14 protein-coding genes are annotated in these 13,960 nt (G+C 65.0%); 10 read left to right on the top strand and 4 right to left on the bottom strand.

Annotation, left to right across the window (positions count from 1 at the left end):
* Positions 1–76: 76 nt before the first annotated feature.
* From D4754_RS06025 to D4754_RS06010, 4 genes are read right to left on the bottom strand one after another with little or no spacing between them, the layout of a single operon-like run.
* Entirely contained in the window at positions 77–1,387 is a 1,311-nt protein-coding gene (locus D4754_RS06025; RefSeq protein WP_121062010.1) for a hypothetical protein, read from the bottom strand.
* The gene (locus tag D4754_RS06020) at positions 1,387–2,121 is read right to left on the bottom strand and encodes a hypothetical protein (protein WP_121062009.1); all 735 of its coding nucleotides are present in this window, start codon (positions 2,119–2,121) and stop codon (positions 1,387–1,389) included. Before D4754_RS06020 ends, D4754_RS06025 begins: the two co-directional genes overlap by 1 nt.
* Positions 2,118–2,699, bottom strand: a complete 582-nt coding sequence (locus tag D4754_RS06015) for a hypothetical protein (protein WP_121062008.1) — start codon at positions 2,697–2,699, stop codon at positions 2,118–2,120. Before D4754_RS06015 ends, D4754_RS06020 begins: the two co-directional genes overlap by 4 nt.
* A 12-nt stretch (positions 2,700–2,711) precedes the next feature.
* Entirely contained in the window at positions 2,712–3,995 is a 1,284-nt protein-coding gene (locus D4754_RS06010; protein ID WP_163025793.1) for an HNH endonuclease, read from the bottom strand.
* Between the two features lie 624 nt (positions 3,996–4,619).
* On the opposite strand from D4754_RS06010, the gene trbB reads away from it, so the two are divergent.
* Genes trbB through D4754_RS05960 form a run of 10 tightly spaced genes read left to right on the top strand, consistent with a single transcriptional unit; the run spans position 4,620 to position 13,960 of the window.
* Positions 4,620–5,567 (top strand): P-type conjugative transfer ATPase TrbB, encoded by a 948-nt coding sequence (gene trbB / locus D4754_RS06005; protein WP_432806921.1) that lies wholly within the window; start codon positions 4,620–4,622, stop codon positions 5,565–5,567.
* The gene (locus D4754_RS06000) at positions 5,564–5,896 is read left to right on the top strand and encodes a TrbC/VirB2 family type IV secretion system protein (protein WP_121062005.1); all 333 of its coding nucleotides are present in this window, start codon (positions 5,564–5,566) and stop codon (positions 5,894–5,896) included. Before trbB ends, D4754_RS06000 begins: the two co-directional genes overlap by 4 nt.
* Complete coding sequence (locus tag D4754_RS05995; protein WP_121062004.1) at positions 5,896–6,177, top strand: VirB3 family type IV secretion system protein; 282 nt, start codon at positions 5,896–5,898, stop codon at positions 6,175–6,177. The genes D4754_RS06000 and D4754_RS05995 overlap by 1 nt, the downstream gene beginning before the upstream one ends.
* Positions 6,178–6,183: 6 nt before the next feature.
* On the top strand, positions 6,184–8,694 hold the full coding sequence (gene trbE, locus D4754_RS05990; RefSeq protein ID WP_121062003.1) for a conjugal transfer protein TrbE: 2,511 nt from the start codon (positions 6,184–6,186) through the stop codon (positions 8,692–8,694).
* A complete protein-coding gene (trbJ, locus tag D4754_RS05985) occupies positions 8,691–9,473 on the top strand; it encodes a P-type conjugative transfer protein TrbJ (RefSeq protein WP_121062002.1) in 783 nt (260 codons plus the stop codon). Before trbE ends, trbJ begins: the two co-directional genes overlap by 4 nt.
* 17 nt (positions 9,474–9,490) lie before the next feature.
* The gene (gene trbK-alt, locus D4754_RS05980) at positions 9,491–9,778 is read left to right on the top strand and encodes a putative entry exclusion protein TrbK-alt (protein ID WP_121062001.1); all 288 of its coding nucleotides are present in this window, start codon (positions 9,491–9,493) and stop codon (positions 9,776–9,778) included.
* A gap of 3 nt (positions 9,779–9,781) precedes the next feature.
* The gene (trbL, locus tag D4754_RS05975; RefSeq protein ID WP_121062000.1) at positions 9,782–11,131 is read left to right on the top strand and encodes a P-type conjugative transfer protein TrbL; all 1,350 of its coding nucleotides are present in this window, start codon (positions 9,782–9,784) and stop codon (positions 11,129–11,131) included.
* On the top strand, positions 11,128–11,817 hold the full coding sequence (gene trbF / locus D4754_RS05970; RefSeq protein WP_121061999.1) for a conjugal transfer protein TrbF: 690 nt from the start codon (positions 11,128–11,130) through the stop codon (positions 11,815–11,817). The genes trbL and trbF overlap by 4 nt, the downstream gene beginning before the upstream one ends.
* Positions 11,814–12,842: a P-type conjugative transfer protein TrbG gene (gene trbG / locus D4754_RS05965; protein WP_121061998.1), complete on the top strand. Its 1,029-nt coding sequence runs from the start codon at positions 11,814–11,816 to the stop codon at positions 12,840–12,842. The genes trbF and trbG overlap by 4 nt, the downstream gene beginning before the upstream one ends.
* Complete coding sequence (locus D4754_RS05960) at positions 12,839–13,960, top strand: TraB/TrbI/VirB10 family type IV secretion system protein (RefSeq protein ID WP_121061997.1); 1,122 nt, start codon at positions 12,839–12,841, stop codon at positions 13,958–13,960. Before trbG ends, D4754_RS05960 begins: the two co-directional genes overlap by 4 nt.

Genomic DNA, 13,960 nt, shown 5'->3' with positions numbered 1-13,960 from the left:
GCAGGAAGCCGTCCCATACCATGCTATAGCAGCGAAGGTTAGCTTCCCGCCCATACCTCCCCCTTTCAATATCCCCTTATAAAAGCGGCGCACCCTGATCGAGCAGCTCCGACAGAACTTCGACGCGCGGGCGCGGACCTTGCAATGCCACGTCCACGGTCCCGGCGGCGACTCTGCGGGCTAGGCTTCTCGCCAGCACACGCTGTTGGGTCGATATTTTCTGCAGATCGGCCCGACCATGGATGAACTGACTGCGCAGCTCGAACAGGTCCTTGTAAGCCTGCACGCTTGACCGATCGTTGAGGAGCGCGCCGATGCGAGCTGCAACCCGGTCTGTCGCCTTCATGCCCTTATGCTGGTCCGGCCTCGGTCGCATAAACGCCTTGTGATCCATCTCCAGACCAACCGCCGCTTCGATCGCGGTCATGTGGGCCATGACCTCATCGATGCCGTCCGACAGGAAGGCCCGCACTAGAAAGTGCACGATCGGCGTCTCGAATAGGGGGGTCGCGCGGGCAGCCTCAACGACGCGCCAAGCCTGATCGGTCATCAACGCGAGCCCCCGCTTGGCATCGTCGCTCAGTGGAAGCTCAGTCGCCCGCTCAAGTTCGATCTCTTCGCCGTCGTCATCGACAATCCATGGTTCGAGCGTGAGGCTGTCCGCGCTCGGTGGGGTCGCCGGCCGGATGAACAGGTCCTCGTCCACCGTGTGAATCCAGGGCAGCCGGAAGCCGCGCCAGTCGACCTCCTGCATAGTCGACCAGTCCTCCCACGGGGCGAGGATCAAGTAGAAGAGCGCAGCCTCAACTGCCGGCGGAAATTGCCCAAGGTGCGGGTCGATCTCCCCGAAGTCGCGGTTCATCGCCATATACAGCCACGGCGACGCGCGCTTCTCCGGTTGAGGATCGAGGGCAATCTCCTCCTCGACGACCAACCACTGAAATTGCGCAAGCCGCCGAGCGTCGAGCGGCTCGTTGGGCATGGTCCGCTCAATCCGTGGGGCATCGAAAAGAGCGGCCAACTCGTCGGCACTGAATTGCGCAACCCGCGACCGCCCAAACGTCATGACCGGGAGATCGTCGGCGAGATCGAGCGGGCATAAGTGACGGCGCACCGACGTCTTGCGGCGGCAAGCCTCATCGAGAGCGTTCGCCGCAACGACAGGATCGAGCGCCAGATGAGTCTTCCCTGCCGGCAGATGGCACGGGAGCCCAAGCGATCGCAGAGCGGTGCTGAGCGCGAACACGGGCTTGTCGATGCCATACTCCGCCGCGCAGAGCTCGCTCAGAGCGTTGAAGCGCGGCGCTCTCAGGAGGTTCTTGGGGCCTGGCCGAGGGATGCGCCAGAGATCCTCGACCACGGCGATCATGGCGGCGTTCGCGCCCATCAGCCGGCCTCGCTGCGCGCCTGTGGAAACCAGCTGCGCTCCGCCCGCTGCTTGACCAGATGGGCTTCGAGGTTTTCGTGCTTCCGCTCGATGCTCTCATTGTAGATATATTCGGCATCCCGCCAGAACGCGGCGATCGCGGTGACGAACTCGCGCAGGGTGGCGACCGGGATCACCATCGAGCCTGCAGGCGGTGGCGCGGGCCCTGCCTGCGGCTCGCCAAAGCCGGGCGGCATGGGCGGCATCACAGGCCAAAGGTCGGGTCGGCGCCGATGCAGTTCTATCGCCGAGTCCCCGTCACCATGGCGGCACGCATTGCCGAGGTGCTGGAGGATATCGATGAGCGGGAAGCTCGGAAACTCGTCCAAATTTATACCGCGCAACCCTCGGAACCACTTTTGCAAATCTTTCCAGTTGGCCTTGTCGATCTTGTCGGCGATGGGCTCGCCGGGGCGTAGTTCGTTCGCGCAACCGCGCAGATAGCTGCGAATCTGCCGTTCCCAGATCGACTGGATCGACAAGCCGAAGGTCAAGATCGCCTCACTCTTCACCGCTTCCATGTCGGCCTGAGCGAATTGATGACCGGGCGAGTCGCTCGCCCCCAGTTCCGCGATCTTTGCGTCGAGCGTCTCGAGCGCCGGCACCATCACGTCGTCCAGGTAGGAGTGGATGGTCAGGCCGTGCTTGCTCGTCAGGACGTCGGCGAAGCAGTTCTTCCAGCGAAACGTGGTCATGTTGGCGCTCCCAACGAAGCTGCCTCGGCGATGCAATCGCGATAAGCGTAGTTGATCAGGTCGCGGACGAGCTCAAGGAGGCTGCCGGTCGGGAGGCCGTCGAACGGGTCGCCGTAGGCGAGTGTGTTCCGCCGCTCGGCAAGGGTTGGGTGAACGTCGCCGGCGAGCTGCCCGATCGCTGTCCCACCGCAGCGCTCGACCGTAGGTATGTCCCTGCCGGTCAGCCCATCGGCTGTCACCATATGCTTGAGGCGTGCAGCGAAGCCGCGTTTTCTCTTCAAGAGCTCCCCGCCGTGGCGGTCCATCACGGCCCGTTCGAGCGCAATCAGTGTGGCCAGCTCGCCGGCCTTGATCAGGCTGAAGTCGATCCAGCCCAACAAGTAGAGCGTCTGCGCCCGGACGAATTTTCGCTGGATAATCTCTGGGATTCGCCGGTCTATCCCCAGCCCAGCGATGAAGGCCCTCCAGGCGTCCGCGCGGTCGAAATGCAGGAATGCTGCGGCGTTGCCCGTCGCCGGCCAGGCCAGGGTCAGGGGTTCGTCACGGCCCTCCAATGTGATGTGGGAAAACGTGCTCATTAAGGAGCCGCGCTATGGGACGAAACAGTGGGCGCGATGATGCGCAAGGTACGCCCCATGGCGTGCGTCGAGTCCGGAGATCATCGCGCCTCGGACGATACCCAATCGGTCGAGATTATCCTGGCTCAGCGTGTTGGAGACGAGCAGCGTTCCGTTGTCCTCGAAGGAAATGAGACCTCGATCGAACAAGGCATCGACATGCACTGCGAGCAAGAGTCCGTTGAAGGGGTCGAGCCGCTCAGTGTTCGTGGAGCTTCGCCACGGCTTGATGTGGGAGGCACGCAAAAGCGGAAGGTGATCAACGCCAGCCAGCGGACACGTCCCGCCCCAAGCGACGACGAGGGCGTTCCGAAAGTCGCCTTGACCGATCCTCGCGGCTTGCAAGCGCTCCTTTTCAGTGAGCGGGTCCTCGGGAGGCGCCACCACCCTGACTGGGCCGTCGTCAGTCTCCAGGCGACTTGCGCGCTCCAACAACGCGATCGTAGCAGCCAGATTCCTATCGGAGACGCCGAGAGCAAACCCGTGACGGCCGACGGTCGTGCGATGTGGCGCGATGTATTCCGGGAATTCCCGAAGATGCGCGTTCACGTAGCTCCGAGGTGGCTCGACGGTATCGACGCCTAGAGCCCGAAGGCTATCCGCCACGTCGAGGAAGCCTGGGTGAACGACCAGGGGCCGAATAGCAGTTTCCCGCTTCACGTAAATAATGAAATCGCCGCGTCGCATCTGCACTACCTTGCCGGTGCGATTACGCTGTTCGAAACCCAACGTCTCCAGCGCATCGACAAGGTCCGCATCATGAATAGGAAGTCCATTCTGCCGCACGAGCGTCGATGGCACCACCGGGAGGCTCAGCCCCTCAGCTTTGCGTTTCCAGGTTCGGACATTGGAATCCGGCCAGTCAACGCGGAGCTTCCCAATCTGCTCGGACAGTTCGCTCCGGAGGTGCGTGGAAAAGCGGTCGACGGGCTTTCCTTCACCGGGCCAGTCCCCGCGATACGGACAGGTCCAATCGGCCACTCCCGTATTCAAATACTTCGCATCGAATAGCCCGACGAAGAGTGTATCGCCCGGATTCGGTGAGACGAACGAGGCCCATATCCTTCGCTTGCGCAAGATAGGGCGGTTCTTCTCTTGGGTGTCTTGGTAGAGGATGAAACCCTCCGGGTCGTCGCGCCAAAGATCTGCGATGCTCGCCGCGGAAGCGCCGCGTTTGGGAGTGTGATGGCGAAGAAGCGCGACCTCCTCTGGAGCAATACCACGTTCCAAAAGCAGATTGTTGAAGGTGGCGCTCATTGATGAAATCCAATCTGGCAGAGTGGCCAAATCGTGCATTGCTGATGACAGACACACATTGAGTACTACGACCTCAGTAGGTCGAAAAACAAGCGAATCTTGAGATTTTGAAGCGTGCGGATCAACCCGCCCAGGCTTTCGAGTTCGACGACGTCCGAGGATGACAGGTGGCTGGTCGCGGCGCGCTCGTAAATTGCCAGGCACTTGCGGCGATGGAGGCCGGAGAAGTAGGGGATGCTGCATTGCCGTCAGGCCGATCTCCGCTCGACACGGAATACTCGCCCACGGTGGTCGCGGCGACCTGCATGAACGTCTGGTTCGCCAGAGTTGTTGCGCTCGCCATGCCGCACTGCCATCAGGCTGCTTCCCGCCCGAATTCACCATGTTCTCATGACGGTTGCCACGATGCCTTCCTCACGGAATGAAACTGGGGATCATTCCGCCGTTTTCCTGTCATTGCACGCCACGCTACGACGCCCCTCGGAAACCTGTTGAGCCGTAGGCATTTACGGCTTTCTTAATCGACCCCGATCCAGGGCGGCCTGTTGGAGGCGCCTGCAAAAGAGCGGGGCCGGCATGGCGAAGACCGATCAGAGACCAGAGGCGATCCGGAGAGGCGCGCGGATGCTGCGCACCGCGCTCGGGCCGGCGATCGCCGGGTTTCTGGACGACCCCATGACCGTCGAGGTGATGCTCAACCCCGATGGGCGGCTCTGGGTCGACCGACTTTCCGAGGGGCTGGCCGACAGCGGCAAGACGCTCAGCGCAGCCGATGGTGAGCGCATCGTACGACTGGTCGCGCACCATGTCGGCGTCGAAGTTCATGGCCTGTCCCCACGCGTCTCTGCGGAGCTCCCGGAAACCGGCGAGCGCTTCGAGGGGCTGCTGCCTCCCGTGGTCTCAGCCCCGGCCTTTGCCATCCGTAAGCCAGCCGTAGCCGTCTTCACGCTCGACGATTACTCCGCCGCCGGGATCATGACCCCTGCGCAGGCCGAGGCGCTGCGGCAGGCGGTTGCGGCACGTGCCAATATCCTGGTGGCGGGGGGCACCTCGACCGGCAAGACCACGCTGACCAATGCGCTGCTCGCCGAGGTGGCCAAGACCTCCGATCGCGTCGTGATCATCGAAGACACCCGAGAACTGCAATGCGCCGCGCCGAACCTCGTGGCGATGCGCACCAAGGACGGCGTTGCAAGCCTGTCCGATCTGGTTCGGTCTTCGCTGCGTCTGCGCCCCGATCGTATTCCGATCGGTGAGGTGCGTGGCGCCGAGGCGCTCGACCTGCTCAAAGCCTGGGGCACCGGCCATCCCGGCGGCATCGGCACCATCCATGCCGGTACCGGGATCGGCGCGTTGCGCCGTCTCGAACAGCTCATCCAGGAAGCCGTCGTTACCGTGCCGCGGGCCATGATCGCGGAGACCATTGATCTCGTAGCCGTCCTGGCCGGGCGCGGCTCCGCACGCCGTCTGGTCGAACTTGCCCGCGTCGAGGGCCTCGGGCCGGACGGCGACTACCGGATTTCACCTGTCATTTCAGAACCCACCACTCACGAACCAGGAGACCTCGAATGATCCGTCACGCCCTGCGCATTCGCCGCCACGTCGCCACCGCGGCCACCGCCACCTATGTCAGCCTGATCATCGCCCCGGCCGCTCATGCTTCCGGTTCTTCCATGCCCTGGGAAGCGCCGCTGCAATCCATCCTCGACTCCGTCGAGGGGCCGGTGGCCAAGATCGTGGCGGTGATCATCATCATCGTCACCGGTCTGACGCTGGCCTTCGGCGATACCGGCGGTGGCTTCCGGCGGCTGATCCAGATCGTCTTCGGGATTTCCATCGCCTTTGCGGCCTCGTCCTTCTTCCTGAGCTTCTTCAGCTTTGGTGGCGGAGCGCTGATCTGATGGCGGTGAGTTTCGAGGCCCTCGACGCAGTTCCGGGGTTCAGCGTTCCGGTCCACCGCGCGCTGAACGAGCCGATCCTGCTCGGCGGCGCACCGCGCTCGGTCGCGATCCTGAACGGCACGCTCGCCGGTGCGGTCGGCCTTGGGCTTCAGCTCTGGCTGGTCGGGATCCTGATCTGGGCAGTTGGCCACATCGCAGCTGTCTGGGCGGCCAGGCGCGATCCGCTCTTCGTCGATGTCGCGCGCCGCCATTTGCGCATTCCCGGTCATCTCTCGGTGTGAACCCCCATGATGAATCTTGCTGAATACCGCCGCACCGCGTCGCGCCTTGCCGACTACCTGCCCTGGGTGGCGCTGGTCGGGGAGGGCGTGGTCCTCAACAAGGACGGCTCGTTCCAGAGGACGGCGAAGTTTCGGGGGCCCGATCTCGACAGCGCCGTCGCGGCCGAACTGGTCGCGGTGGCGGGACGGCTGAACAACGCTTTCCGTCGCCTCGGTTCCGGGTGGGCGATCTTCGTGGAAGCACAGCGCTCTGAGGCCGCGACCTATCCGGTGAGCATCTTTCCGGATGCGGCATCGGCGCTGGTCGATGCCGAGCGCAAGGCCGAATTCGAGGAGAAGGGGAGCCACTTCGTTTCCGGCTATTTCCTGACCCTCCTCTGGCTTCCGCCTGCCGAGGACGCGGCGCGTTCGGAGTCCTGGCTCTACGAGGGACGCGAAACCTCGGGTGTGAATCCCTGGGAACAGGTGCGCAGCTTCATCGATCGAACGGATCGTGTGCTGGCACTGCTCGATGGCTTCATGCCGGACTGCCATTGGCTCGATGACGCGGCTACGCTGACCTACCTGCATTCGACGATTTCGACCAACCGGCACCGCGTGCGCGTGCCCGAGGTGCCGGTCTATCTCGACGCGCTCTTGCCCGACCAGCCGCTGGCCGGCGGGCTGGAGCCGCGCCTGGGCAATCAGCATCTCCGCGTCCTGACGATCACAGGCTTTCCCGGCGCCACGACCCCGGGCCTGCTCGACGAGTTGAACCGGCTGGCCTTTCCCTATCGCTGGTCGACCCGGGCCATCCTCATGGACAAGCTGGATGCGACGAAGCTGCTGACCCGGATACGCCGTCAGTGGTTTGCCAAACGCAAGAGTATCGCCGCGATCCTCAAGGAGGTGATGACCAACGAGCAATCCGCGCTGGTCGATACAGACGCGGCGAACAAGGCCGCTGACGCGGACATGGCCTTGCAGGAACTCGGCGCGGATGTGGCAGGCATGGCCTACGTCACCGCGACGATCGTGGTTTGGGACGAGGATGTCCGCCGCGCTGACGAGAAGCTCAGGCTGGTCGAGAAGATCGTCCAGTCCCGCGATTTCAGCGTCATGGTCGAGACGGTCAACGCCGTCGATGCCTGGCTCGGAAGTTTGCCCGGACATGCCTATGCCAATGTCCGCCAGCCACCGATCAGCACATTGAATCTCGCCCATATGATCCCGCTCTCGGCGGTCTGGGCGGGCGAGGCGCAGGATGAGCATTTCGGCGACGCTCCATTGCTCTACGCCAGGACCGAAGGCTCCACCCCGTTCCGGTTTTCTCTTCATGTCGGGGATGTTGGTCACACCCTCGTCGTCGGCCCGACCGGGGCGGGCAAGTCCGTGCTGCTGGCGCTGATGGCGCTTCAGTTCCGCCGGTATCCGCGCAGCCAGATCTTCGCCTTCGACTTCGGTGGCTCGATCCGCGCCGCCGCGCTCGCCATGGGCGGCGACTGGCATGACCTCGGCGGAGAGCTGACCGACGCGGCCGACACCTCCGTCTCGCTACAGCCGCTGGCCTGTATCCACGAGACCTCCGAGCGCGCCTGGGCGGCTGACTGGATTGTCGCGATCCTCACGCGCGAGAACATCCAGATCACCCCGGATGTGAAGGAACATATCTGGACGGCGCTGACCTCGCTGGCCTCAGCTCCTGTCGGCGAGCGGACCATGACCGGCCTCGCGGTCCTGCTGCAGTCCAACGACCTGAAGCAGGCGCTCCGCGCATACTGCGTGGGTGGACCCTATGGCCGGCTACTCGATGCCGAGACCGAACAGCTGGGTTCGGCAGATGTGCAGGCCTTCGAGATCGAGGGGTTGGTGGGAACCGGCGCGGCGCCCGCCGTCCTCTCTTACCTGTTCCACCGGATCGGTGATCGGCTCGATGGACGCCCCACGCTGCTCATCATCGACGAGGGCTGGCTCGCGCTCGATGACGATGCCTTCGCGGAGCAGCTCCGCGAATGGCTGAAGACGCTGAGGAAGAAGAATGCTTCGGTGATCTTCGCGACGCAGAGCCTCAGCGACATCGACGGCAGCGCCATCGCGCCTGCGATCATCGAAAGCTGCCCGACACGGCTACTGTTGCCCAACGAGCGGGCCATCGAGCCGCAGATCACCGCGATCTATCGCCGCTTCGGCCTCAATGACCGGCAGATCGAGATCCTCGCGCGGGCCACGCCCAAACGCGACTACTACTGCCAGTCGCGGCGCGGCAACCGGCTGTTCGAGCTGGGTCTCAGCGATGTCGGTCTGGCCCTCTGCGCGGCATCGTCCAAATCGGATCAGGCGCTGATTGCCGAGATCTGCGCCGGGCACGGCCGAGACGGCTTCCTCGTCGCTTGGCTGAAGGCGCACGACCTGGATTGGGCCGCCGAGCTGATCCCCGATCTCACCAATCTCGCCCTCGACGCAGACGCGGCCTCTTCGGCCACCATCGCTGTCGAGGACGCCGAACCTGTCCTGAAAGAAGAGGAGATCACATCATGACTCGCAAGATTACGCACCTGTTCGCCGGCCCGTCGCTGCTCGCCCTCGCGCTGGCGATGCCCATGGCCATGTCGCCCATCGCAGCGCCGCCCGCGCATGCGCTCTTCGGCATCGGCGGCGGTCCGTTCATCGTCTATGACCCGACCAACCACGCGGAAAACCTCCTGACCGCGGCGCGGGCTCTGGAGCAGATCAACAACCAGATCGCACAGCTCCAGAACGAAGCGCAGATGCTGATCAACCAGGCGCGCAATCTCGCCAACCTGCCGTATTCCGCGCTCCAGCAGATCCAGCAGAACGTCAGCCGCACGCAACAACTCCTGGCGCAGGCGCAGAACATCGCCTTCGATGTGCAGAGCATCGACCAGATGTTCCAGCAGGACTATGGCAACCTCTCCCTGACCGCGACCGACCAGCAGCTGATCGCCGAGGCCCGGTCCCGTTGGGAGAACACCGTCGGTGGCCTGCAGGATGCGATGCGCGTGCAGGCCGGTGTCGTCGGCAATATCGATGCCAACCGCGCCGAGATGTCCGCGCTCGTGGGGCAGAGCCAGAACGCGGTCGGTGCTCTGCAGGCCACACAGGCGGGCAACCAGCTCCTCGCACTGCAATCGCAGCAGCTCTCGGATCTGATCGCGGTGATCTCGGCAAACGGCCGCGCCAACGCGCTGACCGAGGCCGAGCGCGCCACCGCTGCGGAACAGGGCCGCATCCAGCGCGAGCGCTTCCTGACACCGGGCGCGGGCTACCAGCCCGGCAACGCGCAAATGTTTAACTGAGGCCGGGAGGGGCGACGATGGAGGGGAAGGTGCTGGCCCGGATCGCGGCCATCGCGTTCGTGGCGATCGCGATCACCGCCACAGTGATCGAGATGACGCGCGAGGAAGCTCCCGTGCCGGCCAGCACCGCGCCCGCGCTCCAGCCGTCTGCCGATCCCCTCCGCGCGACCCTGCGCCGGTGCCAGCAGCGTGGCGAGGCCGCTTCCCGCGATGCCGATTGCCTAGCCGCCTGGGCCGAGAGCCGTGACCGGTTCTTCGGTCGGACGCCTGCATCTGAAGCGCCGCAGCGTCCGGGAGATCAGTGAGCCATGGGTGGAACCGGCGTCATCGACAACTTTCTGGGCATCTTCACCAGCTACATCGACAGCGGGTTTGGGCTGCTCGGGGGTGAGGTGGCCTTCATCGCCACCACGCTGATCGTCATCGACGTGACGCTGGCGGCGCTGTTCTGGGCCTGGGGCGCCGATGACGACATCATCGCCCGGCTGGTGAAGAAGACGCTCTTCGTCGGGGTCTTCGCCTATATCATCTCCAACTGGAACAACCTTGCCCGCATCGTCTTCGAGAGCTTCGCGGGCCTCGGTCTGATGGCCTCGGGCACCGGGTTTTCCGCCGCCGATCTTCTGCGCCCCGGCCGCGTCGCCCAGACCGGGCTCGAGGCGGGGCGGCCGCTGCTCGAGAGCATCTCCGATCTGATGGGCTGGGTCGCGGTCTTCGAGAACCTCGTCCAGATTCTCTGCCTGTTCTTCGCCTGGGCGCTGGTGATCCTCGCCTTCTTCATCCTCGCGGTACAGCTCTTCGTCACTCTGATCGAGTTCAAGCTCACGACCCTCGCGGGCTTCGTGCTGATCCCCTTCGGCCTCTTCGGCAAGACCGCCTTCATGGCCGAGCGCGTGCTGGGCAACGTCATCTCTTCCGGCATCAAGGTTCTCGTCCTCGCCGTGATCATCGGCATTGGATCGACGCTCTTCGGCCAGTTCACCGCTGGCTTCGGCGGCGTGACGCCGACCATCGATGATGCCATGGCAATTGTTCTGGCCGCCCTGTCTCTGCTGGGCCTCGGAATATTCGGCCCGGGCATCGCCTCAGGTCTGGTGTCCGGCGGGCCGCAACTCAGCGCGGGTGCCGCCATAGGCACCGGCCTTGCCGTTGGTGGCGCTGCGATCGGGGTCGGAGGGGCGAGCATGCTTGCAGCACGCGGAGCCGGATCAGTACTCTCCGGAGGCGCCGCCCTCGCACGCGGCGGCGCGGCCGCGGCGGGCGCTGCCTCGAGCGCCTACACGCTCGGCTCGATCGGCGGAGGAGGTCTCGCCGGCGGGATGGCCGGTGTAGCGCGCGCCGGGGCCGCTACCGCGGCATCACCGCTCAAGAAGGCGTCCTCTCGCGCGGCTGGCGGCATCCAGTCCAGCTACGCCGAGGGCGTCAAGGGCGGTGTTGCGGCGACGGGCGGAACCACCTCGATGGGCACGGTCGGCGGAGCGGTGCCCGAGCCTTCTTCCGGCCCGTCCGCTTCCGATGGCCCGCCAGCCTGGGCGAAGCGCATGCGTCATAGCCAGGCCGTGAGCCATGGCGTGCGCGCTGCGGCCCATGCCGTCCGGTCGGGCGACAGCCACGGCTCGGGCTCCTCCGTCAATCTCTCCGAAAGGGATCGCTCATGAACCTCTTCAGGCGTTCCGCCACGCATTATGGCAAGACACCTCAACCAGAGACGCCCTATCAGAAGGCTGCGCAGGTCTGGGACGAGCGCATCGGCTCCGCCCGCGTTCAGGCCCGCAACTGGCGCTACATGGCCTTCGGCAGCCTGATCCTGGCGGCGGGTTTTGCCGGCGCCCTGGTCTGGCACTCCGCGCGTGGCACCGTCGTGCCCTGGGTCGTTCAGGTCGACGCGCTCGGCGAGGCCCAGGCTGTCGCTCCGGCCTCCGCCGATTACGAGCCCACCGATCCGCAGATCGCTTTCCATCTTGGTCGCTTCATCGAGCAGGTTCGTTCCATCCCTGCCGACCCGATCATTGTGCGGCAGAACTGGCTGCGCGCCTATGAGTTCACCACGGATCGTGGCGCGGCTGCGCTCAACGACTTCGCCCGCGCCAACGACCCGTTCACCCGCGTCGGTCGCCAACAGATCGCAGTCGAGGTGTCCTCGGTCATCCGGGCCTCGCCGGGATCGTTCCGCGTCGCCTGGACCGAGCGCCACTACGAGAACGGTCAGCTTTCCACGACCGAGCGCTGGACCGCGATCCTGACCGTCGTGATCCAGACCCCGCGCAGCGCCGAGCGTCTGCGCGCCAACCCCCTCGGAATCTATGTCAATGCGATCTCCTGGTCGCGGGAGATGAGCCAATGACTGAAACGCATGTTCGTGCAATCAGGTCTTCGAGCGTCAGGACGCCGACGTTGGTGGCCCTCCTGCTATCCGCATCCGTGCTGGCGGGATGTGCCAGCAACCGGGTGCCGGAATTCAGCTACGACGAGTCCGTGCCGCCGCTACCCACTCCGCCCGCCTCGGCTGCCGAGGAACGTCCTCGACCCCTGCACACGCCGCCGGTCTGGACAGTGGCGCATGGCGGAGCGGTGGCAGGCACACCGACTGATCGCATCGAAAACGCCAATGCTGCCGCCCGGATCGAACCGCGCCGGGAAGGCTATTACAATGCGATCCAGATCTATCCCTGGTCGGAAGGCGCGCTCTATCAGGTCTATGCCGCACCGGGTCAGATCACCAACATCGCACTCGAGCCGGGCGAACGTCTGACCGGCGCGGGTCCGATCGCCGCGGGAGATACCACGCGCTGGATCATCGGCGACACGGAGAGCGGGTCTGGGTCCACCGCTCGCGTCCACATCCTCGTCAAACCGACGCGAGACGATATCTCGACCAATCTGGTGATCAGCACTGACAGGCGGGTGTACACGATCGAGCTGCGTGCGCGCGAGGCGCTCTACATGCCGTCCGTCGCCTGGGCTTATCCGGCTGCGCCGCGTGGCGGTCGACAGGCTGTGGCGCCCGCGCCGACCATCCCGGCGCCGGCGGCCCGCAATCATCGCTACGGCTTGCAGATCCAGGGGGACAGCCCGCCCTGGCGACCGGTCTCGGTCTTCGACGACGGCCGCCGCGTCTATGTCGTCTTCCCGGCTGGCATCGCCCAAGGTGAGATGCCACCGCTCTTCGTGCTCGGTTCGGACGGGGAGCCCGAGATCGTGAACAGCCGCATGCACCGGAACGTTCTGATCGTGGATCGCCTCTTCGGCGCCGCCGAGCTCCGGTTGGGCGCAGGAGACCGCCAGCAGGTGGTCCGGATCGTGCGCATGGAGGAGCGGCAGGCCGATGCGCGGACGGAGGTGGATGCGCGAAGGGGAGGGGCGTCATGAGTGACACCGATCCTGCAGCGCCGATGCGTCTGCGCCCCGATCCGCCGCGCGTGACGAGGCTGTCGCGCAAGGTTCTGGCCGGTGTCGGAGCGGTCGCCTTGTTCGGCATCGGGGGTGCGCTGATTTATGCGCTCCAGACCCGTGAAGCAGGGCCGGGAGGGGGAGAACTCTACTCCATCGACAACCGACCGGCCGCGGACGGCCTGGAAGGGTTGCCGTCCGACTATACCGGACCGGTTCTGGGACCTGCGCTGCCCGGTGACCTCGGGAGGCCGATCCTCGACGCGCAGGAGCGGGGAATTCCCGTGGGCCCTCCGCCGATTGCGGGCCCGACCGTCGATCCGGACGCGGAGCGCCGCAGGGCAGAAGAGGAAACCGCGCGTCTGAGCGGTGTCTTCTTTCAGACGGCGTCTGGCAGGGCGACGACGGCCGGGGTCGGCATGAACCTTCCGGGACTGGGTGGTGCTGAGCAACCCGAGGGGAGTCGGCATACGGCTTTCCTCAACGGTCCGGTGGACCGGCAGACCGTCGCATCGGATCGCATTCAGCCGCCAGCCTCGCCGTACATCCTTCAGGCTGGAGCGGTGATCCCGGCCGCGCTTATCACCGGCATTCGCTCTGATCTCCCGGGGCAGATCACCGCGCAGGTCACCGAGAATGTCTATGACAGCCCGACCGGATCACTGCTGTTGATCCCACAAGGAACCCGCATCATCGGCCAATACGATGACGGCGTGACGTTCGGCCAACGCCGCGTGCTGTTGGTCTGGAACCGCCTGATCCTTCCCGGAGGCCGGTCCATTGTTCTCGAACGTCTGCCGGGGGCGGATGCGAGCGGCTATGCCGGTCTCGAAGATGGCGTCGATTATCACTGGTGGGATCTGATGCGCGCGGCGGGCCTGTCCACGCTGCTCGCGATCGGCGCGGACCTCGCCACCGATGACGAAGACCGCCTGGTCCAGGCGATCCGCGATGGCGCTGTGGACACGATCAACCAGGCCGGTCAGCAGATCGTGCAGCGTCAGTTGCAGGTCGCGCCGACATTGACCATCCGCCCGGGGTTCCCGGTCAGGATCATCGTCACCCGCGATCTCGTATTCGAACCGGCAGGAGGTTGA

The organism is Chachezhania antarctica, from assembly GCF_003646465.1.
Lineage (GTDB): Bacteria > Pseudomonadota > Alphaproteobacteria > Rhodobacterales > Rhodobacteraceae > Chachezhania > Chachezhania antarctica.
The sequence above is the reverse complement of the archived record's forward strand: the minus strand, read 5'-3'. Positions and strand labels throughout refer to the sequence as shown.

What these genes read in the sequence shown, in the direction of transcription:
- D4754_RS06025 (WP_121062010.1), bottom strand. Translation starts at nt 1,387, where the DNA reads ATGGGCGCGAACGCCGCCATGATCGCCGTGGTCGAGGATCTCTGGCGC.
- D4754_RS06020 (WP_121062009.1), bottom strand. Translation starts at nt 2,121, where the DNA reads ATGACCACGTTTCGCTGGAAGAACTGCTTCGCCGACGTCCTGACGAGC.
- D4754_RS06015 (WP_121062008.1), bottom strand. Translation starts at nt 2,699, where the DNA reads ATGAGCACGTTTTCCCACATCACATTGGAGGGCCGTGACGAACCCCTG.
- D4754_RS06010 (WP_163025793.1), bottom strand. Translation starts at nt 3,995, where the DNA reads ATGAGCGCCACCTTCAACAATCTGCTTTTGGAACGTGGTATTGCTCCA.
- trbB (WP_432806921.1), top strand. Translation starts at nt 4,620, where the DNA reads ATGCTGCGCACCGCGCTCGGGCCGGCGATCGCCGGGTTTCTGGACGAC.
- D4754_RS06000 (WP_121062005.1), top strand. Translation starts at nt 5,564, where the DNA reads ATGATCCGTCACGCCCTGCGCATTCGCCGCCACGTCGCCACCGCGGCC.
- D4754_RS05995 (WP_121062004.1), top strand. Translation starts at nt 5,896, where the DNA reads ATGGCGGTGAGTTTCGAGGCCCTCGACGCAGTTCCGGGGTTCAGCGTT.
- trbE (WP_121062003.1), top strand. Translation starts at nt 6,184, where the DNA reads ATGATGAATCTTGCTGAATACCGCCGCACCGCGTCGCGCCTTGCCGAC.
- trbJ (WP_121062002.1), top strand. Translation starts at nt 8,691, where the DNA reads ATGACTCGCAAGATTACGCACCTGTTCGCCGGCCCGTCGCTGCTCGCC.
- trbK-alt (WP_121062001.1), top strand. Translation starts at nt 9,491, where the DNA reads ATGGAGGGGAAGGTGCTGGCCCGGATCGCGGCCATCGCGTTCGTGGCG.
- trbL (WP_121062000.1), top strand. Translation starts at nt 9,782, where the DNA reads ATGGGTGGAACCGGCGTCATCGACAACTTTCTGGGCATCTTCACCAGC.
- trbF (WP_121061999.1), top strand. Translation starts at nt 11,128, where the DNA reads ATGAACCTCTTCAGGCGTTCCGCCACGCATTATGGCAAGACACCTCAA.
- trbG (WP_121061998.1), top strand. Translation starts at nt 11,814, where the DNA reads ATGACTGAAACGCATGTTCGTGCAATCAGGTCTTCGAGCGTCAGGACG.
- D4754_RS05960 (WP_121061997.1), top strand. Translation starts at nt 12,839, where the DNA reads ATGAGTGACACCGATCCTGCAGCGCCGATGCGTCTGCGCCCCGATCCG.